Source organism: Gordonia mangrovi (assembly GCF_024734075.1).
Classification (GTDB): domain Bacteria; phylum Actinomycetota; class Actinomycetes; order Mycobacteriales; family Mycobacteriaceae; genus Gordonia; species Gordonia mangrovi.
The window spans coordinates 3500326-3522871 of record NZ_CP102850.1 but is presented as its reverse complement, the minus strand read 5'-3'; the positions used below and the strand labels follow the sequence as shown (position 1 = coordinate 3522871).

20 protein-coding genes are annotated in these 22546 nt (G+C 67.5%); 8 read left to right on the top strand and 12 right to left on the bottom strand.

Annotated elements, in window-relative coordinates; all coding sequences use genetic code 11:
• Positions 1–119 precede the first annotated feature (119 nt).
• Positions 120–989: an aminodeoxychorismate lyase gene (locus tag NWF22_RS15935; protein ID WP_160903442.1), complete on the bottom strand. Its 870-nt coding sequence runs from the start codon at positions 987–989 to the stop codon at positions 120–122.
• A 74-nt stretch (positions 990–1063) separates the two neighbouring features.
• Here NWF22_RS15935 and ygfZ point away from each other — a divergent pair, with 74 nt between their 5' ends.
• From ygfZ to NWF22_RS15920, 3 genes are all read left to right on the top strand, one after another.
• Complete coding sequence (gene ygfZ, locus NWF22_RS15930; RefSeq protein ID WP_160903443.1) at positions 1064–2242, top strand: CAF17-like 4Fe-4S cluster assembly/insertion protein YgfZ; 1179 nt, start codon at positions 1064–1066, stop codon at positions 2240–2242.
• Positions 2239–2889: an MOSC domain-containing protein gene (locus NWF22_RS15925; protein WP_160903444.1), complete on the top strand. Its 651-nt coding sequence runs from the start codon at positions 2239–2241 to the stop codon at positions 2887–2889. Before ygfZ ends, NWF22_RS15925 begins: the two co-directional genes overlap by 4 nt.
• 167 nt (positions 2890–3056) lie before the next feature.
• On the top strand, positions 3057–3233 hold the full coding sequence (locus NWF22_RS15920) for a DUF3073 domain-containing protein (RefSeq protein ID WP_160903445.1): 177 nt from the start codon (positions 3057–3059) through the stop codon (positions 3231–3233).
• A 167-nt stretch (positions 3234–3400) separates the two neighbouring features.
• On the opposite strand, the gene NWF22_RS15915 is transcribed toward NWF22_RS15920, so the two are convergent.
• From NWF22_RS15915 to NWF22_RS15900, 4 genes are all read right to left on the bottom strand, one after another.
• Positions 3401–3991: a hypothetical protein gene (locus NWF22_RS15915; RefSeq protein WP_202398890.1), complete on the bottom strand. Its 591-nt coding sequence runs from the start codon at positions 3989–3991 to the stop codon at positions 3401–3403.
• Positions 3992–4155: 164 nt separating this feature from the next.
• Complete coding sequence (purM, locus tag NWF22_RS15910) at positions 4156–5277, bottom strand: phosphoribosylformylglycinamidine cyclo-ligase (protein ID WP_160903446.1); 1122 nt, start codon at positions 5275–5277, stop codon at positions 4156–4158.
• Between the two features lie 172 nt (positions 5278–5449).
• Entirely contained in the window at positions 5450–7027 is a 1578-nt protein-coding gene (purF, locus tag NWF22_RS15905; RefSeq protein WP_160903447.1) for an amidophosphoribosyltransferase, read from the bottom strand.
• Between the two features lie 169 nt (positions 7028–7196).
• Positions 7197–7631 (bottom strand): sterol carrier family protein, encoded by a 435-nt coding sequence (locus NWF22_RS15900; RefSeq protein WP_160903706.1) that lies wholly within the window; start codon positions 7629–7631, stop codon positions 7197–7199.
• A gap of 16 nt (positions 7632–7647) precedes the next feature.
• On the opposite strand from NWF22_RS15900, the gene NWF22_RS15895 reads away from it, so the two are divergent.
• On the top strand, positions 7648–9156 hold the full coding sequence (locus NWF22_RS15895) for a glutamate-cysteine ligase family protein (RefSeq protein ID WP_160903448.1): 1509 nt from the start codon (positions 7648–7650) through the stop codon (positions 9154–9156).
• Between the two features lie 40 nt (positions 9157–9196).
• Here NWF22_RS15895 and NWF22_RS15890 read toward each other — a convergent pair whose 3' ends face one another.
• Both NWF22_RS15890 and NWF22_RS15885 read right to left on the bottom strand, forming a co-directional pair.
• Positions 9197–10276 carry an NAD(P)H-dependent amine dehydrogenase family protein gene (locus tag NWF22_RS15890; protein WP_160903449.1) on the bottom strand — a complete coding sequence of 360 codons (1080 nt, stop codon included), beginning with the start codon at positions 10274–10276 and terminating at the stop codon, positions 9197–9199.
• Complete coding sequence (locus NWF22_RS15885; RefSeq protein ID WP_258321169.1) at positions 10273–11004, bottom strand: hypothetical protein; 732 nt, start codon at positions 11002–11004, stop codon at positions 10273–10275. Before NWF22_RS15885 ends, NWF22_RS15890 begins: the two co-directional genes overlap by 4 nt.
• On the opposite strand from NWF22_RS15885, the gene NWF22_RS15880 reads away from it, so the two are divergent.
• Positions 10973–11833, top strand: a complete 861-nt coding sequence (locus NWF22_RS15880; protein WP_160903450.1) for a glycerophosphodiester phosphodiesterase — start codon at positions 10973–10975, stop codon at positions 11831–11833. The genes NWF22_RS15885 and NWF22_RS15880 overlap by 32 nt on opposite strands.
• A gap of 19 nt (positions 11834–11852) precedes the next feature.
• Here the strand turns inward: NWF22_RS15880 and NWF22_RS15875 are convergent, their stop codons facing one another.
• Both NWF22_RS15875 and purL read right to left on the bottom strand, forming a co-directional pair.
• Positions 11853–12692, bottom strand: a complete 840-nt coding sequence (locus NWF22_RS15875) for a phytanoyl-CoA dioxygenase family protein (RefSeq protein WP_160903451.1) — start codon at positions 12690–12692, stop codon at positions 11853–11855.
• Positions 12692–14977: a phosphoribosylformylglycinamidine synthase subunit PurL gene (gene purL / locus NWF22_RS15870; protein WP_258321168.1), complete on the bottom strand. Its 2286-nt coding sequence runs from the start codon at positions 14975–14977 to the stop codon at positions 12692–12694. The genes NWF22_RS15875 and purL overlap by 1 nt, the downstream gene beginning before the upstream one ends.
• Before the next feature lie 148 nt (positions 14978–15125).
• Here purL and eccA point away from each other — a divergent pair, with 148 nt between their 5' ends.
• Entirely contained in the window at positions 15126–16901 is a 1776-nt protein-coding gene (eccA, locus tag NWF22_RS15865) for a type VII secretion AAA-ATPase EccA (RefSeq protein ID WP_160903453.1), read from the top strand.
• 116 nt (positions 16902–17017) lie between these two features.
• On the opposite strand, the gene NWF22_RS15860 is transcribed toward eccA, so the two are convergent.
• Genes NWF22_RS15860 through cysD form a run of 3 tightly spaced genes read right to left on the bottom strand, consistent with a single transcriptional unit; the run spans position 17018 to position 20582 of the window.
• Positions 17018–17773, bottom strand: a complete 756-nt coding sequence (locus NWF22_RS15860) for a 3'(2'),5'-bisphosphate nucleotidase CysQ (protein ID WP_160903454.1) — start codon at positions 17771–17773, stop codon at positions 17018–17020.
• Between the two features lie 8 nt (positions 17774–17781).
• Positions 17782–19620: an adenylyl-sulfate kinase gene (gene cysC, locus NWF22_RS15855; RefSeq protein ID WP_160903455.1), complete on the bottom strand. Its 1839-nt coding sequence runs from the start codon at positions 19618–19620 to the stop codon at positions 17782–17784.
• Entirely contained in the window at positions 19620–20582 is a 963-nt protein-coding gene (gene cysD, locus NWF22_RS15850; RefSeq protein WP_160903456.1) for a sulfate adenylyltransferase subunit CysD, read from the bottom strand. The genes cysC and cysD overlap by 1 nt, the downstream gene beginning before the upstream one ends.
• Before the next feature lie 46 nt (positions 20583–20628).
• Here cysD and NWF22_RS15845 point away from each other — a divergent pair, with 46 nt between their 5' ends.
• Both NWF22_RS15845 and NWF22_RS15840 read left to right on the top strand, forming a co-directional pair.
• On the top strand, positions 20629–21528 hold the full coding sequence (locus tag NWF22_RS15845) for an IclR family transcriptional regulator (protein ID WP_160903457.1): 900 nt from the start codon (positions 20629–20631) through the stop codon (positions 21526–21528).
• Positions 21529–21595: 67 nt separating this feature from the next.
• The gene (locus NWF22_RS15840) at positions 21596–22546 is read left to right on the top strand and encodes an enoyl-CoA hydratase (protein WP_160903458.1); all 951 of its coding nucleotides are present in this window, start codon (positions 21596–21598) and stop codon (positions 22544–22546) included.

Below are 22546 nucleotides of genomic sequence, written 5' to 3'. Positions count from 1 at the left end.
TCCGGTTCAAGCACTCACAGCCAGATCGCACCTGGATTCAATTGTGGGGCGCATCTCCCGCCTCGGCAGCGCGGAGCACAGATCACCGCCGCCGGGGACGACCCGATGCGCCATCATTCTCAGTCAACGCAAATGGCCCGGTCCACCAAATCGGCGAAATCGTGGCGGTTCGGTGACACCGGCATGACGTAGCGATTGAGCGACGTGACGCGCGCGGCCAGGGCGACACTGCTGATCAACCAGACCGAATCCGCCGCTATGAGGTCTGCGCGACGCAGCACGTCGGTGCGGGTGGTCCACCCTTCGGACGCCGCGGTCTCGAACACCGCGCGTTGGGTGGTGCCCGGCAGGATGCCCGCCTCCGGCGGCGGCGTGGTCAGCGTGGTCCCGGTGACGGTGACGACCGTGGAGCGCGGCCCCTCCAGCACCGAACCCTCACTGCTGAGATAGATCACGTCGTCGAACCCGTTGGTGGCCGCGTAGCGCAGTGCGGCCATGTTGGTGGCGTAGCTCAGCGTCTTGGCTCCCAGCAGCTGCCAGGGTGCGCGATCGGCGAGATCGGTGGAGAACCCCCGATCCAAGGTCACCACCGAGATTCCCTCGGACCGGGCCCGGGCGACCCGGTCGGCGACCGGCCCGGCCATCACGTAGGCGGTGGGCCCGCCGTCTGGCGCACTCTCCCGGCCCCGGGAGTAGACCAGTCGCAGCCATGCCTCCGCGTCGGGGTGCTCGCTGTTCCACTGCTTCTCGGCGACTTCGATGGCCCCGCCCCACTGCTCACGATCCGGTGCGGGCAATTCCATCATCGCGGCACTGCGCTCGAGCCGGTCGAGGTGGGAGGCCACCCTGCGGGTGCGTCCGGACCGGATCAGCAGCGTCTCGAACACGCCATCGCCGCGGAGCGCGGCGAGGTCGTCGGCGTGCAGGAACGGGACGTCGGGATCATGCACCGTGCCGTCGAGGGTCACCAGGATCTGCGCAACAGCCATGGCACGAGGCTAATCTCGCCACGCGCCATTGCGCCCGCAACGACGCGAACGTGTCGACCCGTAGGATGGATGGCGTGGCCGCGTCACCCATTCTGACCAGGTACTCCGACCAGGGCGCTGTGCCCGGTCCCGATCCCGCCGACGACCTGCTACACGTCGCCTGGCACTACGGGGATCCACTCGGGGAGCAGCGGGCAGCGCAACGCACCGCAGTGATCGTCGACAGATCCGATCGGGCCGTCATCGAGATCCCCGGCGCCGACCGACTGACCTGGCTGCACACCATCTCCAGCCAGCACGTCGAGTCGCTGGCCGACCGGCACAGCGCCGAGAACCTCTCCCTCGACCTGAACGGTCGCGTCGAGGAGCATTTCGTGCTGACCGACATCGACGGGATCACCTGGGTCGACTGTGAGGGCAGCCGCGGCGGCCCGCTCACGGACTTCCTGACCAAGATGGTGTTCTGGGCGAAGGTCGAACCCGCAGCGCGACCCGACATGGCCGTGCTGACGCTGATCGGCCCCGACATTCTCAGTGGCCCCATCGCGGAGTTGCTGGAACTGACCCCGGACGCCGAGGTGTACACCGCCGGCAGTCTGCCCGAACTCCACCACGAGGACGAACCGCTCGGTTTCTGGCGGGTCATGCCCGGCCTCGGCGACGGCGGGCAACTGCCGGTGATCGATCTGGTGGTGCCCGACTACGCGGTGCAGGCGTGGTGGGGGCAACTCACCGAACTCGGCGTCCGGATGGCCGGGAGCTGGGCCTATGACGCGATGCGTGTCGCCGCCCTGCGGCCGCGGCTGGGTGTCGACACCGACGAGCGCACCATCCCCCACGAGGTCAACTGGATCGGTGGTCCGGAAGCGCACGGCGCGGTCCACCTCGAAAAAGGTTGCTACCGCGGCCAGGAGACCGTCGCGCGCGTACACAACCTCGGCAAGTCCCCCCGGCGACTGGTCCTGCTGCATCTGGACGGCAGTGCCGACGAGCGGCCGGCCACCGGCGACCCGGTGACCGCGGGCGGCCGCACCGTCGGCCGGGTCGGCACAGTGGTCGATCACTTCGAGCTGGGCCCGATCGCGCTTGCACTCGTGAAACGGTCGGTGGGGCCCGACGTCGATCTGCTCGTCGACGGCGAACATCCGGTGAGTGCCCGGATCGACCCCGACTCGGTGCGCACCGACGACCACGTGCAGGCCGGGCGTGCCGCCGTCGAACGGCTCCGACACGGCGGGGTACGCGGTTCGTGAGCCTCGAGCCCGGCACCGGCACCGTCCTGGCCGTCTGTGCCGCCGGTCATGATGTGATCCTCGACAACGTGGGCGCCAGCGCGATCGACAAACGCCCGCAATCGGGTCGGGTCCCGGTCACCGACCAGGGACTGGTCGGTGACCATGTCGTCAACACCACCCACCACGGCGGCCTCGACCAGGCCCTCTACGCCTACGGCGAACACGAGGCACAACGGTGGGCCGACGAATTGGGTCGCGAACTCCCGCACGGCTGGTTCGGCGAGAACCTCCGCATCGACGGGCTCGAGACGACCGACGCGGTGGTGGGCGAGCTGTGGGAGATCGGCGACCACGGCCTGGTGGTGGAGGCGACGATCCCCCGCACCCCGTGCCGCACCTTCAGCGCCTGGTCCGGCGAACCGAACTGGGTCAAGCGGTTCATGACCCGCGCCGACACCGGCACCTACCTGCGGGTTCTGCGGCCGGGCAGCGTCGGCGCCGGTGACCTCGTGCGGGTGGTGCACCGGCCCGGCCACGGCGTCCTGGTGCGCCATCTGCTCCCCGGCACCGCGGCCGATGCCGATGCGTTGTCGGTGCTGCTGGCCCAGGAGGGGCTCGCCCCCAAGGTGCGTCGCGAAGCCTCCCGGAAGCTCGCCCGGGTCTGACTCATCGGCGCTCTGCGCAGCGCATTCTCGGTCGCTGTCGGCGTGTCGGCAGGGCGATCCGCATTATCGAGAGGAGCGCGCTAAACTGGTGCCACGACAGATTCACTACCTAGAGAACGGGGCCGCCAAATGTTTGGCCGCCCCGTCATTGTGCGAGGGGGTCCCATATGGGCCGCGGCCGGGCAAAAGCAAAGCAGACGAAGGTTGCTCGTCAGCTGAAGTACTCCACTCCCCACACCGACTTCGACAGCTTGCAGCGCGAGCTGTCCGGGTCGGAGGACTCGGCGGATCGCCGGGATCCGGTGGATGAGTGGGCCGATGAGGACGAGTGGCGTCGAGCCTGACTCTCCGTTCGACGTCGGCATGACCCTCATGCCTCTGCACCGGGTTCGGTGCGCACCACACGAAGCCACACCTGAGTGGCGGGAGCCGGGCAGCGGTGCCCGCCTTCTGACGACCCAGGTGTGGTTTCGTGATGGCTCGTCGGCGCTCCGCCTACGCTGACGGACGGTTACTGCGACTCCTCGCAGACGGTTCTCCCGTTGCGAATCGGACGCCACCAGCAGCTGTCATCGGGGTCGGGCTCCATGGTCGCGATCACCTCGTCTCGGTGGGCGTCGGGCACCACGTGACAGCAGATGCTGCTGCGTTCGCTGACCAGCGCCAGGGGCCACCACAGCGCTCGGACATAGGCGATCGCGAGGTCTGCGTCGTCCCATTCGTATACCCCGCGGTATCGGCCGGCTTCGTCCGCAGCCATCCACAGCTTCGACACGAAGCCCGGGAAGCCCACGAACAGCGGGGTGTTCAACAGGCTCTCGACGCGGAACAGCCGGTGGGCGAAAGCGTTGGAGCCGATCCACCGCAGCCGGAACGCGACGACCAACGTGGTCGGTTCGGTGACCGTGTCCACCTCGAGCTCGGTCTCGCGATACACCCGGCCGGTGGTGCCGTCGGCAAAGCAGATGGTGCGACCCACGTTGTGGGTGGGCAGATGGACCCGCCCGGCCGACAGCAGCCGGAGCGTGGCGAACAGACAGCGCAACAGTGCCCGCAGCCCTGCGCCCGCAGCCAGCGGACGGACCCGGTCCGCGGTGTTCATCGGTGCGTCCACGACAGAGCCTCTCGCCGAGGGGTATGCACGTCTCACGGTGCGTACTGTCAGTGAACCGCGGATGCCGGCCGGCCGCGAGGGTCCAATGGCCCGTGGGAACTCGACCTCAGGCCGTTTCGGGCAGTTCGGGTCGGTCCGATGTCATCGCCCGGTCAGAACCGGGGGTGTTCCCCCGAGAGCACCACGTGGGGCAGGTCCGGATTCTTCGGTTCGGCGGATCGCTTGATGGAGCCGAGAACCCAGTTGTCCACATGTCGGGCGGTCAACACCGCCTGGGCGCGCTCGGTGTCCTCCGGCGCGACCACGGCGACCATGCCGACGCCCATGTTGAAGGTGCGTTCCATCTCCTCGCGCGCCACCCGCCCGCGCTGCGCGATGAGCGCGAACACCGGTGCCGGCGTCCAGGTCTCCCGCTCGATCTCGGCGACGAGGCCGGCGGGGATGACCCGTGCGAGGTTCTCGGCGAGTCCACCGCCGGTGACGTGGGCGAAGGTCCGGACATCGGTCTCCGCCGCAACGGCGAGACAGTCCCGGGCGTAGATGCGTGTCGGCTCCAGCAGTTCCTCGCCGAGGGACCGACCGAACTCCTCGACGTGGCCGGCGAGATCCATGTGTCCCCACTCCAGCAGCACCTTGCGGGCCAGAGAGTAGCCGTTGGAGTGCAAACCCGAGGAACCCATCGCGATCACGACGTCGCCGGGACGTACCCGCTCGGGCGAGAGGATCGAATCGGCCTCCACGACACCGACCGCGGTGGCCGACAGGTCGTAGTGGTCCTCGTCCATCAGGCCGGGATGTTCGGCGGTCTCGCCGCCCAGCAGCGCGCAACCGGCATCGACACAGCCGTCGGCGATTCCGGCCACGATCTGTGCGACGGTTTCGGGCACCACCTTGCCGACGGCCACGTAGTCCTGCAGGAACAGCGGCTCGGCGCCACACACGACGAGATCGTCGACGCACATGGCGACCAGATCGCGGCCCACGGTGTCGTGTTTGTTCATCGCCTGCGCGATGGCCAGTTTGGTGCCCACACCGTCGCTGGCGGCGGCCAGGACGGGTTCACGGTAGTTGCCTTTCAGCGCGAAGAGACCCGAGAAACCGCCGAGTCCGCCCATGACCTCGGGGCGAGACGCCCGTTTGGCGTGCGGGGCAAAGAGTTCGACGGCACGCTCACCGGCATCGATGTCGACGCCCGCAGCGGCGTAGGAGAGGCCGTCGCCCGCGGTGCCGCGGTCGTTGGCCTGACTGTCGGCAGCCGAATCCCGATCGGTCATCTAGCTGAGCACCCCTTGTCGAAATCCAGGTGGTCGGATCTCCGGGCGTCGGAGCCTCCGTCGGTCGTACGGTCGGCTCGCACCTGAGGTCACCCACGAGTCCCGACGCCGAATACGCTACCCGACCCGGCGGACGCCCGGTGCAGGGCATCGGACCGCGATGTGGGGCCCGTCAGGGCCGCATCACCGCGCTGACGTTGTCGTTCGGGGCGGTCAACGGATCGCGGCCATCGCCCGCCGCGCTGGCCAGCATCTGTTCCAGCACCGCCTTACCCATGGACGTCTCCTCGGGCAGTTCGATCGGGTAGTCACCGTCGAAACATGCGGCGCACAGGTTGTCGGCCGGCTGGTCGGTGGCGGCGATCATCTCATCGATCCCGATGTAGCCGAGTGAGTCGGCGCCGATGGCCTGACGGACGCCCTCCACCATGCCTTCCTCGGATTCCATGCCATTCGCGATCAACTCGGCCGGCGAGGCGAAGTCGATTCCGTAGAAACACGGCCAGCGCACCGGGCTCGACGCGATGCGGACATGCACCTCGGCCGCGCCGGCTTCGCGCAGCATGCGGATCAGCGCGCGCTGGGTGTTGCCGCGCACGATCGAATCGTCCACCACCACCAGGCGCTTGCCGCGGATGACTTCCTTGAGCGGGTTGAGTTTGAGACGGATGCCGAGCTGACGGATCGTCTGCGATGGCTGGATGAAGGTGCGTCCCACGTAGGCGTTCTTCATCAGGCCCTGGCCGTAGGGGATACCGGATTCCTGGGCGTAGCCGACGGCTGCGGGAGTACCGGACTCCGGTACCGGGATCACCAGATCGCCCTCGGCCGGGTACTCACGGGCGAGCCGTCGCCCGATCTCCACACGCGTGGAGTGCACCGAGCGGCCGTGGATGACGCTGTCCGGGCGGGCGAGGTAGACGTACTCGAAGACACAGCCGCGTGGGGTGGGCTCGGCGAATCGTGAGCTGCGCACCCCGTCGGCGTCGATGGCGAGCAGTTCGCCGGGTTCGATGTCGCGCACATACGAGGCGCCGACGATGTCGAGGGCGGCGGTCTCCGACGCGACCACCCAGCCGCGATCGAGTCGGCCCAGACACAGCGGGCGCACGCCGTGCGGGTCACGCGCCGCGTAGAGGGTGTGCTCGTCCATGAAGGTCAGACAGAAGGCACCCTTGAGCAGCGGCAGCAGTTCCATCGCGGCCTGCTCCACACTGCTGTCGGCGGCGCCATGGGCGAGCAGCGCGCCGACGAGGTCAGAATCCGACGTCGCGGCGGTGCTCATCACGCCCAGCGCACGAGCCCGGCTGGCCAGGTCGGCGGTGTTGACCAGATTGCCGTTGTGTCCCAGCGCCACGCCGGTGCCGGCGGCGGTCGTCCGGAAGATCGGCTGCGAGTTCTCCCAGGTGGTCGAGCCGGTGGTGGAATACCGGCAGTGCCCGATGGCGACGTGACCGACCATCGCGCCCAGGGTCTGTTCGTCGAAGACCTGACTGACCAGACCGAGGTCCTTGAAGACCAGCACCTGGGAGCCGTCGCCGACGGCGATGCCGGCCGCTTCCTGACCGCGGTGCTGTAGCGCATAGAGCCCGTAGTACGAGAGCTTCGCCACGTCTTCGCCCGGCGCCCACACACCGAACACGCCGCACTCTTCGCGCGGCTCGTTCTCCGGCTCATCGGAGATGGGGGCGGTACCGCAGGTACACGCCGGCGCGAGAAGGTTCTTGCTGGTGATCGACAAGTCGGTCATGCGGCTGCGCTCCCTGGGGCTCTACACATCTCACGGCGGGACAACACGTCGACGCGGCTGTACGTCGGCGGATTGGGAGATACCCCGAGTTTACCGGCCGGTAGCCCGCCATTGCGAATCATGCAGCGGTGCGCCGCCACCGGGTATTCCGCGATGTGAGGTACGGCACTCAGTCCTGATCGTTCCCGGTGCCCTGGCGTGCAGCCCGATCGAGCGGGATGACCGGCAACAGTTCGGCGATCGCCGGAGCCCGATGGCCGGACGCACTGATCTCACCCGCGGCGACGGCCTCGTCGAAATCCGCGAGTCCGGTCGCCAACAGCAACCACTCCCGGGGGCTCGTCTCGATCACGTTCGGTGGTGTTCCCCGGGTGTGACGCGGACCTTCGATGCACTGCACGGCCACGAAGGGCGGTACCCGGACCTCGACGGAATTGCCGGGGGCGAGCTCGGCCAGGGTGCGGACGCTCAGGCGCACCGCGGCAGCGAGTTCGGCGCGCGACGGTGCGCCGACGGCTTCGTCGAGCAACCAGGGCGCGACAGCCAGGACCGCCTCGCGCACGGCGACCGGATCGATCGGTTTGCGCGCTGCCACGCCGACCATCATGCACCATTGACCCATGGGAACCGACGTGGCCAACCGGGAGTTCACCGGCGAGGACCGGGTGCGATTTCGCAGGCAGGTCAGCCGCGGTACCGAGGCGATCGCGCGGATGCTCGCCGACGGTCTGTTCACCGACCAGGGACGCCCGCCCGAGCCGTTGCTGGGCATGGAGGTGGAACTCAACCTGGTCGACACGGACATGAATCCGGCGATGGCCAACGCGACGGTCCTCGACGCCATCGCCGATCCCGACTACCAGACCGAACTCGGACAGTTCAACATCGAGATCAACGTCTCCCCCCGCCCATTCGTCACCGACGACACGATCTCGCTCGAGCAGGCGCTGCGCACGTCGCTCAATCGCGCCGAGGAGAGGGCGTCACAGACCGACAACCACCTGGTGATGGTCGGCATGCTGCCCACACTCACCTCAGAGCACTTCGCCCATCACTGGATCTCGGCCAACCCCCGCTACGACCTGCTCAACCAGCAGATCTTCGCCGCGCGCGGTGAGGACATCGAGATCGACATCAGCGGCATCCCGCTCGGCGATGACCGCGCCACCGAACGGCTGCACACCACCAGCGACTCGATCCTGCCCGAGGCCGCCTGCACATCACTGCAGTTGCACCTTCGGGTGGCGCCGGAGAATTTCGCCGCGTACTGGAACGCCGCGCAGTCCATCGCCGGGGTGCAGGTGGCGTTGGCCGGCAACTCACCTTTCCTCGCCGGTACGACCCTGTGGCATGAAAGCCGCATACCGGTGTTCGAGCAGGCCACCGACACCCGGCCGCTGGAACTGAAGAATCAGGGGGTGCGGCCCCGCGTCTGGTTCGGGGAACGGTGGATCAACACCATCTTCGACCTGTTCGAGGAGAACACCCGGTATTTCCCGGCCCTGTTGCCGGTGTGCACCGACACCGACCCGATCGATGAGCTCGACGAGGGACGCATTCCCGACCTCGACGAATTGCGCATGCACAACGGCACGGTCTATCGCTGGAACCGACCTGTCTACGACGTGGTCGACGACACCGCACACCTGCGGGTGGAGAATCGCGTGTTGCCGGCCGGTCCGACGGTCGTGGACACGATGGCCAACGCCGCGTTCTACTACGGCCTGGTGCGCGGATTGGTGGAATCCGACCGCCCCCTCTGGTCGCAGATGTCGTTCAATGCGGCCGCCGAGAACCTGCAATCGGGGGCCCGCGCCGGACTCGAGTCACAGCTGTACTGGCCGAACGTCGGCTGGGTACGGCCCGACGAACTCACCCTGCGGCGACTGCTGGACATCGCCGACCGGGGGCTGCGGGCCTACGGCGTCTCCGGCAAAGCCCGGTCCCGCTACCTGTCGGTGATCGAGGGCCGTTGCATCACGCATCAGACGGGATCGGTGTGGCAGCGCAGGGCGGTGCTGGCCCGGGAGAACGCCGGCGAGACCAGAACCCAGGCGCTGCACGGGATGCTGCGCGATTACGTCGTCCAGATGCACGAAGGCGAACCGGTGCACACCTGGGAGTTGTGACCAGAGATCTCGATCTCGACACCGATCGGCAGCACCGCGCTCACGGCCCCGATACGAGTCTCCGCCCACTCACCGGCGGAAGATCCAGCACGGTCACCAGCCCCGGCTTCGCGTCCACCACCGCGGCAACCGAATTCACCAACCGCATAGCGGTCACGATCATGCCGGAGACGTTGTGGTCGCCGTTCTCGCCGCGGTGGGTGAATTCGACCTGCATCTCGGGTTCGCCCGAGATCAGAACCCGATAGCAGCCGTCGCCCTGCGCCGGGGTCGGCCAATCGGGACACTGCTCCGGGTGGGTGCGGGTGAAGTGTTCGAGCACGATCCGATCGACGCCGTCCACCTGCCCGACCACCTCGAAATGCAGTGCCGCCATGGTCCCCTCGGGGATGTCGACCGACACGGTCGAGTAGCGGCGGTCGGCCGCAACCCGGTCGAAACGCTCGACGAGCGGCTCGTCGAGGGTCAGCCCCAGGCCGGCGGCGAGCTGACGGACCACGCTGCCCCAGCCCATCGCGAGCACACCCGGGTACAGCAGGATGGGGGTGTGGTCCATTGGCTGTCCGAATCCGAAGATGCCCGTCATGACGACGGGCTGATAGTAGGTCGAGTAGTCGGCGATCTCGAGACACCGAACCTCGTCGATCCGCTGTGACAGGCTCGTCATCGCCAGCGGCAGCACGTCGTTGGCGAAGCCGGGGTCGATGCCGTTGACGTGCAGGCTCGCGTTGCCGGTCCGTCCGGCGGCGGCGATCCGGTCGAGAAGATCCTGGTCGAGGATGCCTCGCGGAAACTGCAGCACCACCGGCCCACTGGAGACCACATTGATGCCCGACTCGACGAAGAAGATCAGGTCGTCGATGGCCTCGAAGATCCGGTCGTCGGTCATCGCGGTGTGCACGATGCAGTCGGGCTTGAGTGCGATCAGGGCGTCTCGATCGTCGGTCGCGGCCACACCGAGGTCGCGGCCGAGACCGGCCAGCTCGCCGGCATCTCGGCCGACCTTGGCCGGATCGGACACCCAGACCCCGACCAGCTCCAGATCGGGGCGGGCGTCGATCCCGGCGATGGCGTGCCTGCCCACGGTTCCGGTCGACCACTCGACCACGCGAAGAGTCATACACTCAAACTAGAACACGTTTCACTTTCCGGTGGCGGGTTCGGCGAAGCGGCGGCTCGACGGCGCAGCCACCAGCCGGTGATGGTCGCGACCATGAGCGCCATGCAGATACCCGCCACGGCGAAGGAAGTCACCAGAACTGCTGTCGATGTGTCCTCGTCGACAAACGGGCCGGGCACGAAGGTCGCCACCAGGCCGACCGACCAGGCAGCCACATTCACCGGTATCCACCCCACCGCGTGCGGCATCACGTCGCGGAGCACCAGGAATTGCGCCGTCGGAATGCTCAGCAGGAGCAGGACCGCGCCCACCCCGAACGCGACCCACACGGCCGGATTCGACATGTCGGCGAGCACTCCCGCATCGTTCAGGGTCGACGGCAACATCCCCAGCATCCACGCGAACGCCGCCGCAGCCGACGTCACCGCCACCCACCTCAGCACCGGCACGGCCACCTCGGTGCCGTGCAGCGCCTCGGCCTGCCCCAGCCCGAGTAGTGCGCCCTCGCCGGCGCCGAAGACCGCCACGGTCAGCCAGGTCAGCCACGGCGAGCAGCCCGCGGCCGCACAGATACCCATGCCCGCCACCGGAATCAGGAAGCCCACCGATTCCGCAACCGTCACGAAACCGATCCATCGCCCTAAACTGAACCGCATCGACGCCTTCCGTTCATCCGGGCGGCGTAGCGTCTCGCCGATGCACACCGACCCGGCCTTCACGCCTTCCACGCTGCCACCGGTGGAAGTGATCCACGAGGGCCATAGGACCTGCATCAAGTGGCATCGTGCGCGCCGTCGCCCCACCGATCCGCCATTCACCGCGCATCGGATCGTCGAGGGTATGACGGCGGGGGCGAGCGTCGAGATCGACCTGGTGATCCACGGCGAACGCGGTTTCGCCGTCCTGCACGATCTGGAACTCGGGCACACCACCACCGGGCGTGGCCGGGTGACCGCGGCTTCGGTCGCGCAGTTGCGCACCGTGCACCTCCGGGACAACGACGGGGTGCCCGTCGATCAACCGGTCCTGCTGCTGGAAGATCTTCCGGACCTGTTCGCGCATGGTCGGATTCATCCGTCCGCGAGGTTGCAGCTGGACTTCAAACAGGACGCTTCGGCACTCGACGACACGGTGATCGGCCACTTCGCGGACGCGATCGCCGACATGGCACCCAACATGATCCTGTCCTGCGGTGACGCCGAGGCCGTCCGGCTCCTGACCGACGCCGTGCCCGGTATCCGGATCGGCTACGACCCTTGCCATCACGGCGCCCTGCGGCGCGTCCTGCGTTCCGAGGACTTCGAGGGATTCGTGCGTCGCGCCGTCATCGCCTCACCACACGCCGAGATGGTCTATCTGGAACGCCGCCTCATCTTGGAGGCCGACCGCCGAGGCTTCGACATGGTCAGCGCTTTTCACAGCCGAGGGCGCACCGTCGATGCGTACACGATCACCGGGGTCGACGATGACTCGGTGCGGCAAGCGCGGCGCCTGATCGAACTGCGCGTCGATCAGATCACCACCGACGATGCCGAAGGGCTCGTCGCCGCGGTGTGAACGGCACTGTGCGAGCTCCTCAGCGCGCCGCGTTCTTGATGAACTCCGCAACACCCGCAGCAGGTTTGGCGCCTCCGAAGTAGCCACCACGCACATGTCTGCGCCGCGAGTCGTCATCGGTCGCGCGGGCCGCGGAGTGCCACAGGTAGCAGTCGTGCAGCAGGATGTCGCCGCGCTCGGCGTACACGGCGACCTCGCCCGGCACCTTCTCGAACCGCAATGGCATGTCGAAGGGTGGCCGCCGATCCGTGCGGCCGCCGGCCGGACGCGCCGTCGCGGGCACCTCGACGCCGTTGACGTTCCGGTAGGGCGCCGGCGTCGCCCACAGGTGCGAGCCGGGGACGACGCGCAAGAAACCGTTGGCAGGGCTGGTCCCGTCGACGTGGATGGTGAACGCCGTCGACGGCCACACGTCGAGGCTCGGGCCCGCCTGCCAGTCCGAATGCCAGCCGATCCGGGCATAGCCGGACTCCCGGCCGGGTCGGGCATCCTGGTAGACCACGCCGAACTGTTCATGCGCACGCAGCCAGGCGCGTTCTCCGAGCAGCCGAGCCATTGCGTCGGCGAGAATCGGGTGGGTGACGGCCGCTCGCACCGCCGGCGAGATCTCGCTGACGTACTCGACGTAGTTGGCGAACCGCCGGGCCTTGGCCGCCTCGTCGAGGAACACCGTCGAGCCGTGGCGGGCGTCGAGTTCACCGGCGATGACCGCGTGTTGTGCGGCGGTGCACTCGTTTTCGACCGCCGCGACGTCGGATTCGGTCAGCAGCCCACGCAACGTCGCGTAGCCGTGCATGTCGTAGAACCACACCAGCGCGCCGAGCTCGTGTGGTCCGAACACCCCCGGCTCGGAGGACATCAGCCGAACAGCTTCGGCAGAGTTCCCTCGTGGGTCGCGCGGAGGTCGGCGAGGGTGACCTCGAACTGGTCCTGCACGGTCACCGAGTCGCTACCCTGGTCCACCACCCCGATCCGCGTCCACGGCATGCCGCGCGCGTCGAGCATCGAGCACAACCGTGACTCCTCGGTCCGGGGCACCGCCACCACGGCGCGGCCCGCCGACTCGGAGAACAGCCACACGAAGGGATCAGCGCCTTCGGGAAGCAGAATGCGACAACCGGTTTCCCCGGCGAGCGACGATTCGACGACCGCCTGGAAGAGTCCACCCTCGGACAGGTCGTGGGCGGCCGAGACCAGCCCATCCCGTGATGCGGCGACCATGATCTCGGCGAGCAGACGTTCGTGCTCGAGATCGACCAGCGGTGGCTGCCCACCGAGGTGATCGTGGGCGACCTGCGCCCAGATCGAGCCGTCGAACTCGTCGCGGGTCGCACCGAGCAAGATCAGTGTCTCCCCCGGCTCGGTGCCGAATCCGGTCGGCACCCGACGATGGACGTCGTCGATGATGCCGAGGACGCCGACGACCGGCGTCGGCAGGATGGCGGTGGAGCCGGTCTGGTTGTAGAAGCTGACGTTGCCGCCGGTCACCGGGATCCCCAGTTCGGCGCAACCGTCGGCCAGCCCACGCACGGCCTGCTGGAACTGCCACATCACTGCGGGGTCCTCGGGCGAACCGAAGTTGAGGCAGTTGGTGACCGCCTTGGGCGTCGCACCGGACACCGCGACGTTGCGGTAGGCCTCGGCGAGCGCGAGCCGCGCACCGCGATAGGGATCGAGGTAGGTGTAGCGCCCCGACGCGTCGGTGGCCAGGGCGATGCCGCGTCCGGAGGTCTCATCGATACGGACCATGCCCGAATCGGCGGCCTCGGCGAGCACCGTGTTGCCCCGGACGTAGCGGTCGTACTGCTCGGTGATGAACTTGCGGCTGCACAGCGCCGGCGACGCGAGCAGCTCGAGGGCCGTGGCGCGCAGCTCGTCGGCGGTCTGCGGGCGCTTCAGCGACCCGGTCGTCGACGCGATGACGCTGTCCTGCCAGTCCGGGCGGGCGACGGGGCGGTTGTACACCGGCCCCTCGTGGGCGACGGTGCGCGGCGGGACGTCGACGACGGTCTCGCCGTCCCAGGTGATGACCAGGTGGTCACCGTCGGTGACCTCGCCGATCACCGTCGCGAGCACATCCCACTTCTTGCAGACCGCCATGAACGCGTCCACGTTGTCGGGGGTCACGACGGCGCACATGCGCTCTTGGGACTCGCTGGAGAGCACCTCGGCCGGGGTCATGCCCTCGGCACGCATCGGCACCTTCTCCAGATCGATGTGCATGCCGCCGTCACCGGCCGCGGCCAGTTCGGAGGTCGCGCACGACAATCCCGCGCCACCGAGGTCCTGGATGCCGACCACGAGGCCGGCGTGATACAGCTCCAGGCAGCACTCGATGAGCACCTTCTCGGTGAACGGATCACCCACCTGGACGCTCGGCAGCTTCTTGCGACTCGGCCCCGACGCACCGTCGTCGTCGAAGGTCTCCGAGGCGAGCACCGACACGCCGCCGATGCCGTCGAGGCCCGTGCGGGCGCCGAACAGGATGATCTTGTTGCCCGCACCCGATGCGAAGGCCAGGTGCAGGTCCTCGGCTCGCAGCACACCTGCGCAGAGCGCGTTGACCAGCGGGTTGCCGGCGTAGCTGGCATCGAAGACGGTCTCGCCGCCCACGTTGGGCAGGCCGAGGGAGTTGCCGTAGCCGCCGACGCCGCGGACCACGCCGTCGACGACGCGGCGGGTGTCGGGCGCATCGGCCGGTCCGAAGCGCAACTGGTCCATCACCGCGATCGGTCGGGCGCCCATGGCCATGATGTCGCGGACGATGCCGCCGACGCCGGTCGCCGCACCCTGATAGGGCTCGACATAGCTGGGGTGATTGTGCGATTCGACCTTGAAGGTGACCGCCCAGCCGTCGCCGATGTCGACGACGCCGGCGTTCTCGCCGATCCCCGCGAGCATGCTCGCCCGCATCTCGTCGGTGGTGGTCTCGCCGAAGTAGCGCAGATGCACCTTCGACGACTTGTAGCTGCAGTGCTCCGACCACATCACCGAGTACATGGCGAGTTCGGCGTCGGTGGGACGGCGGCCCAGGATCTCCTTGATCCGGGCGTACTCATCGTCCTTGAGGCCGAGTTCGCGGAACGGTTGCGGTTGGTCGGGGCTGCCGGCTGCGGCTGAAACGGTATCCACCTGCGCACTCACTCTGCCGAGTCTATGTCAGAGGTCGCAGTGGCCGCCTGCGGGCGTGCGGAGACCACACCGCTACGCTGGGCACCTGACACGGACAGGTCACCGGCACAACGCGACCTGCACGGAGTTCATTGCAGGGAAGCACGGACTGGGGGACCCGATGGCTGACGTCCGCAAAGCGAGGCAACTGTTCGAACTCGGGGTGCTCTCGCTCGGCATCGCCGTCGAAGGCCAGGAACCGATCAACAACCCGGCCCAGGCCGCCAAGGCGTTCACCCGGGCCAGTGAATGGGACCCGACCATGGCCGACGCGTGGCTGGGACGGTTGGCCTGCGGTGAGGACAGCGACGAGGTCCTGCTCGCCCTGTACCGCACCCGCAGCGCGATCGGGCATGAGCAGCGGCGGCTCGGGTTGCCGCAACGCACGCTGGTCGGCAGGTGGACGGTGTACCAGATCACCTATCCGATGACCGATGCGACCGAAGCCGCGGCCGCCTACGCCTCGTCGTTGACCCGAGGCCAGGACTTCCCTGGTGCCCAGGAGGTCCTCGACGAGGTCCCCGCCGCGCACCGCACGCCGATCATCGAGTTCGTGCAGGCCTTCCTGTACCTGTCGACGCAACGCTGGCCGGACGTTCTCACCGCGCTCCGCCGGTCGGACCGCTGGAGCGACACTTTCCTGCAGACCGCCGCGGACAGCATGGTCGGCTCCGCCTGCGTCCAGATGGGTATGTTCGGGGAGGGCATCCGCCGATTGCAGAACGTGATCGACGGACCGATCCAGTCGATGGCCACCCAGGCGATGTTCACCCACGGCATGGCATTGCGGGAGCAGGGCCACGAGGACAAGGCTCGGGCCATGTTCGAGCAGGCCTACGCCCGGGACCCGAACTCACCCGCCGGGGAAGCCCTGAAATCACCGAACTTCCGGTTGATCATCACTTCCCCCGACACGATTGCCGAGCGCCGCGACCCGTGGAACCCGGACTCGGTGCCCGATCCCGCCGAGTCCCTCGTCTCCGACACCACCGACCGACCCGAGATGTCGGAGATGGTGACCGAGGCCCAGCGCGAACTGTCCGACCAGATCGGCCTCATGTCGGTCAAGGAGCAGGTGGCCAAGTTGCAGTCGGCGGCCACGCTGGCGAAGGTCCGCGCCGACCGCGGGCTCAACACCGCGGCCCGCAGCCTGCACCTGGCCTTCACCGGTCCGCCCGGTACCGGCAAGACCACGGTGGCCCGAATCGTCGCGAAGATCTACTGCGGGCTCGGTTTCATCAAGACCGACAAGGTGATCGAGGCGACCCGCCGCGACCTGGTCGGCGAACATCTCGGATCCACCGCCCCCAAAACGTCGGCCGTCATCGACTCGGCCATGGACGGCGTGCTGTTCATCGACGAGGCCTACACGCTCATCCAGGAGGGGCTCTCCGGCGGCGACGCCTTTGGTAAGGAGGCCGTCGACACCCTGCTGGCCCGCATGGAGGACGACCGGGATCGTCTCGTCGTGATCATCGCGGGGTACGACTCCGAGATCGACCGACTGCTGTCGTCCAACGACGGTCTCGCGTCCCGGTTCGCCCGCCGGGTCCGCTTCGAGTCCTACACCCCCGACGAACTCGCCCGTATCGGCGACTTCATCGCCCGCCGACGCGATTCACTGCTCACCCACGAATCCGTCATCGAACTCGAGCAGGCCTGTGCGCCGCTGTATCACGATGTGCGGCAAGGGCCGTCGGGGATGCGGCGAGCCAGCGACGTGGCCGGCAACGGCCGTTTCATCCGCAATATCGTCGAGGCCGCCGAAGAGGAACGCGAATACCGGCTGTCGGCGTCCGACGATCTCGCGTCGTTGTCCCAGGACGACCTGATGCGTATCGAGGTCGACGACGTGCGCACCGCGTTGCGCAACGTCCTTGCCGGACTACAACGCTGACCCTGATCCCCCCTCCGCTGATCGAGTTCACGGGTTTCGCCCATCGAGACCACCCCTCCGCTGATCGAGTAGCCCGGAGCGCCAGCGGAGGGCGTATCGAGATCCAGCACGGTCCGCTACGACGCGGTCACCGACAGAATGGTGTCACGCAACTCCGGGCGACAGATGATCAGATCAGGCAGATAGGTGTCGTCCTGGTTGTAGACCAGTGCGCTCCCGTCGATCCGGCCGCACCACAAACCTTTCGCCTGTGCGACCGCCACCGGCGCCGCCGAGTCCCACTCGTACTGGCCACCTGCATGCACATAGGCATCCGCCTCGCCGCGCACCACGGCCATCGCCTTGGCGCCGGCCGACCCCATCGACAGCACCTCGCCGCCGATCGCATCGGCCACCGCCTGCGAGAAAGCCGGCGCGCGTGAGGCACTCACCACCACGCGTGGTCGATCCCCCTTGGGCGACGACGCGAGACCGGCCGTTTCGGCCACCGGATCGTCGTTGTCGACATAGGTGATCCCGAGTGCCGGCAATGCCACCGCACCGGCGATCAGACCACTCGCGGCGGACCACAACGCGACATGGACGGCCCAGTCGGCGTGCCCGTCGGTGCCGTATTCCCGGGTGCCGTCGACCGGGTCGACGATCCACACCCGAGAGGCCTCCAAACGTGTCTTGTCGTCGGCGGACTCCTCCGAGAGCACCTTGTCGGCCGGCCGTTGCGCCGCCAACCGTTCGAGCAGCAGATCGTTCGACCGCTGGTCCCCCTCCGCGCCGAGTTCCTTTCCGCGCAGATCACTTTCGGCGCGAATCTGCATCAGCAGGTGTCCGGCCTCGGTGGCGAGTTCGCCGGCAAGAACACGATCCTCCGACACGTTGTCTCCTACAGTCCCAGGTTGCGGATGACCGATTGGGCCACCTCGGCGGGTGAGCCATCCGCTGGCGTCACGAGGATATCGGGATTGAGGGGACGTTCGTACGGCGAGTCGATGCCGGTGAACTGGCTGATCTCGCCGCGTCGCGCCTTGGCGTAGAGCCCCTTGGGATCGCGCTGTTCACACACCTCGAGCGGGGTGTCGACGAAGATCTCGTAGAACGGCAGGCGCCGCTCGGCGTGGATCTCCCGCGCGCGCTGACGTTCGTCGGCGAACGGGCTGATCAACGACACGATGGCGATCGCGCCCGCATCGGCGAACAACGCGGCCACCTCGCTGGTGCGGCGGATGTTCTCGCGCCGGTCGTCGTCGGAGAAGCCGAGGTCGGCGTTGAGGCCGTGCCGGAGATTGTCGCCGTCCATGAGGTAGGAGAACCGGCTCTCGGCCACCATGCGCCGCTCGAGCTCGACGGCCAACGACGATTTACCCGACCCCGACAACCCGGTCAGCCAGATCGTCGCCCCTTGGTGGGTGCGCTGCTCGCGGGTGACCTTGGTGGTCTGCCACACGACGTGGCTGTCCTTGCTGACCGGCGCGGTGATCATGCCCGCGCCGACGGTCTTGTTGGTCGCCTCATCGATCAGGATGAAACTGCCGGTCTCCCGGTTCTTGCGGTACGCGTCGAACAGCAGCGGCTGCTGGGTGTGCAGCGAGATCCGGGCGATCTCGTTGAGCTGCAACGTCTTCGCTTCCCCGTCGCGGTGCAGGGTGTTGACATCGAGCCGGTAGTTCAGGCCGCTGATCTGCGCGCGGGTGGTGCGGGTTCCACACATCATCACGTACCGGTTACCCGGGCGCAGCTCGGTGTCGTCGGAGAACCAACACATCATCGCGTCGATGTCACGGCCGACGAAGGGGCGGTTGTTCGGGCGTGCCAGCATGTCGCCGCGGACGATGTCGATCTCGTCGGCGAGTTCCATCGACACCGCCATCGACGCGAACGCTTCGTCGACCCGGTCGCCGCCGGGCGCCCAGATATCGGTGATGGTGGTGCTGAAACCACTCGGCAGCACCACCACTTCGTCGCCGCGGGAGAACACCCCACCGGCCACGGTGCCCGCATAGGCGCGGTGGTCATTGCCGTCACTGCGCTGCGGACGGATCACGTACTGCACCGGCATCCGCGCGTCGATCAGGTTGCGGTCCGAGGCGATGTAGACGTTCTCCAGATGGTTGAGCAGCGGCCGACCCTCGTACCACGGCATGTTGACCGACTGGTCGACGACGTTGTCGCCCTGCAACGCCGACAGCGGGATGAAGGTCAGATCAGTGACGTTCAGCTTCGCCGCGAAGGCGATGAACTCGTCACAGATCTCGTCGAACCGTTCCTGCGACCAGTCGACGAGATCCATCTTGTTCACACAGATCGTCAGGTGTGGGATGCCGAGCAACGACGACAGGAATGCGTGCCGCCGCGTCTGCTCGAGGACACCTTTGCGTGCGTCGACCAGGATCATCGCCAGATCGGCCGTCGACGCCCCGGTCACCATGTTGCGGGTGTACTGCACATGCCCGGGGGTGTCGGCGATGATGAATTTGCGTTTGGGCGTGGAGAAATACCGGTAGGCGACGTCGATGGTGATGCCCTGCTCACGTTCGGCGCGCAGACCATCGGTCAGCAGAGCGAGGTTCGCGTACTCGTCGCCCCGTTCGGCGCTGGTGCGTTCGATCGACTCCAGCTGGTCGGTGAAGATCGTCTTGGAATCGAACAGCAGCCGCCCGATCAGCGTCGACTTGCCGTCGTCGACCGAACCCGCGGTCGCCAGGCGCAGCAGTTCCTTGGGCATCAGAAGTAGCCCTCCTTCTTCCGATCCTCCATGCCGGCCTCCGAGATCCGGTCGTCAGCGCGGGTGGCACCCCGCTCGGTCACCCGGGTGATGGCGATCTCGTCGATCACCTTCTCGACGGTGTCGGCGGTACTCAGCACACACCCGGTGCAGGTGGCGTCGCCGACGGTGCGGAACCGGACCGTTTCGACCTGCGTCTGCTCACCCGGATACTGGTGCAGGAACCGGGTTTTCGCCAGATACATGCCGTCACGCGGGATCACCTCGCGCTGATGGGCGTAGTAGATGGGCGGCAGTTCGATGTTCTCGGCGGCGATGTACTGCCAGATGTCGAGTTCGGTCCAGTTGCTCAGCGGGAACACCCGGATGTGCTCACCCTTGTGGTGCCGCCCGTTGTAGAGCTGCCACAACTCGGGACGCTGCGCGCGCGGATCCCATGCGCCGAACTCGTCACGGAAGCTGAACACCCGCTCCTTGGCGCGGGCCTTCTCCTCATCTCGACGCGCTCCACCGAACACCGCATCGAACCGATGCTCCTGGATGCCCCGCAGCAGCGCGGTGGTCTGCAGTCGATTGCGACTCGCCCCGGGACCGGTGTCCTCTACGACCCGGCCCGCGTCGATGTCGTCCTGTACCGAACTCACCACCAGGCGCACACCCGTCTGTTCGACGACCCGGTCGCGGTACTCGATCACCTCGTCGAAGTTGTGACCGGTGTCGACATGCATCAGCGGGAACGGAACCGGCGCCGGCCAGAACGCCTTCTGCGCCAGGTGGAACATCACCACCGAGTCCTTGCCGCCGGAGAACAGCAACACCGGCCGCTCAAAGGTCGCGGCCACCTCACGCATGATGTGCACCGATTCGGCCTCGAGCGCCGCGAGATGAGTCAACTCGTAGCCGTGGTGCACACGACCGTCTCGGGCACCCGCGCTTTGTGCACCTGTAGCGCTCGAAACCATACGCTCTCCTTGACATGTCGAATACTCGACACTAAGCATTGACTATGTGACACAGACCGTAGGTGAGTCTGCTGACGCACGTCAACCGGGCTCGCCGCCGACCGCCCGCGTGATCAGCATCCTCGAACTCCTCGCCGGATCGGACAACCCGTCGCTGACGCTTGCCGAGATTGTCCGTCACACCGGGTTCTCGCGCGCCACCGCACACGCCATTGTGGGTGAACTCGTCGCCCACGGCTGGTTGCTGCGGGAACCCGACTCCGGCCGGTACGTGATCGGGCCGGGTTTCGTGACGCTCGCCCGAAGCGCCCGACAGTCCGATCACCTGGACCGGTGGGCCGGAGTGGCCGCCCACCAACTGAGCGAGCGCTTCGGCATCGCCTACTTCGTGGCCCGGCGCACCGCCCTCGACACCATCACCGTCGCCGATCACGTGGTCCCGGCACCACTCGCCGGTGACGACCCGTCACCGTGGTTTCGGCACGGACAACGCGTACGGCTGCGGCCGCCGATCTGCCGCGAGTTCATCGCCTTCGAGCCCGCACGAGTTCGCGCCGAGTGGCTCGGCACAGCTCCGCTGGCCACTCGCGACCGACTCCGCGAGGTCCTCGACGTGGTGGCCGATCGCGGGTACTCGATCGAGCGGATGACCGACGACCACGTCGCCATGGTCGAGGCGCTGAGTTCACTCGACACCATGTCCGAACACCTCCGATCGCGCGTCGGCGACCTGCTCACCGAACTGTCGGTGATCGACTACCTGCCCGGGGAGCTCATCGGCGACGTCGCGGTGGTGACGGTCGGGGCCCCGATCCGCGACGCCGAGGGCCACGCCGTGGCCGCCATCGTGGCCTGCCCCAACACCACCCTCACCGCCGACGGACTCCGCGAGCTCGCCGGGGCGACCTGCTCGGCTGCGGCCGCGATCTCCGCACAACTGAGCTGAGTCCGCATCGCCGGCACGTCGCACCTCGAACTACCAACCAAGCACTTGCTAGGTTAGGCTCGGGGTCATGAGTGATGCCGTGATCCCGCCCACACTCGGCCCCGACGACCTGGGGCCCGAGTCGTCGCCGGTCGCCTACGAGGTCGGCGGCCCCGAGAACGCCGTCGCGTATGTGACGCTCAACCGTCCCGAATACCGCAACGCGCAGAACTCGGTGATGACCTATTCGCTGGATGCGGCGTTCCGCAAGGCCGTCGACGACGCCGCGGTGAAGGTGATCGTGTTGCGGGCCAACGGCAAGCATTTCTCCGCCGGCCACGACATCGGCACCCCCGAAAAGGATTTCGACACCTACTACGACAACGTCGCCACCCTGCACTGGGACCACTCCGACAAGTCGGGTGCCGATCAGCGCCTCGCACGGGAGATGGAGGTGTACATGGGGATGTGCCGACGCTGGCGTGACATCCCCAAACCGCTGATCGCGCAGGTCCACGGCGCCTGCATCGCCGGCGGACTGATGCTCGCGTGGATCTGCGATTTCATCGTCGCCTCCGACGACGCGTTCTTCTCCGACCCGGTGGCCCGCATGGGTATTCCCGGTGTCGAGTACTTCGCACACGCCTACGCATTGGGGACCCGTCGCGCCAAGGAGATCCTGTTCACCGGCGAACGGTTCACCGCAACCCAGGCCGCCGAGTGGGGCATGGTCAATCACGTCGTGACCCGTGACGAACTCACCTCCAAGGTCGACTTTCTCGCCGAGAAGATGGTGTCGATGCCCATGCAGGGCCTGTTCCTGTCCAAGAAGGCCGTCAACATCTGTGAGGACCAGATGGGCCTGCGCAACTCGATGGACTCCGTGTTCGGTTGGCACCACTTCGCCCACGCCGCCAACGCCGAGAGTGGCGGCGACTCCCTCGGCGGGATGGACGCCAAGTCGATGAAGGCGTCCTCCGGTGCGAACGCCGCTGGGAGCGCAGCGAGCGGGCCGCACAGTCACGGGAGCTCGAACTGA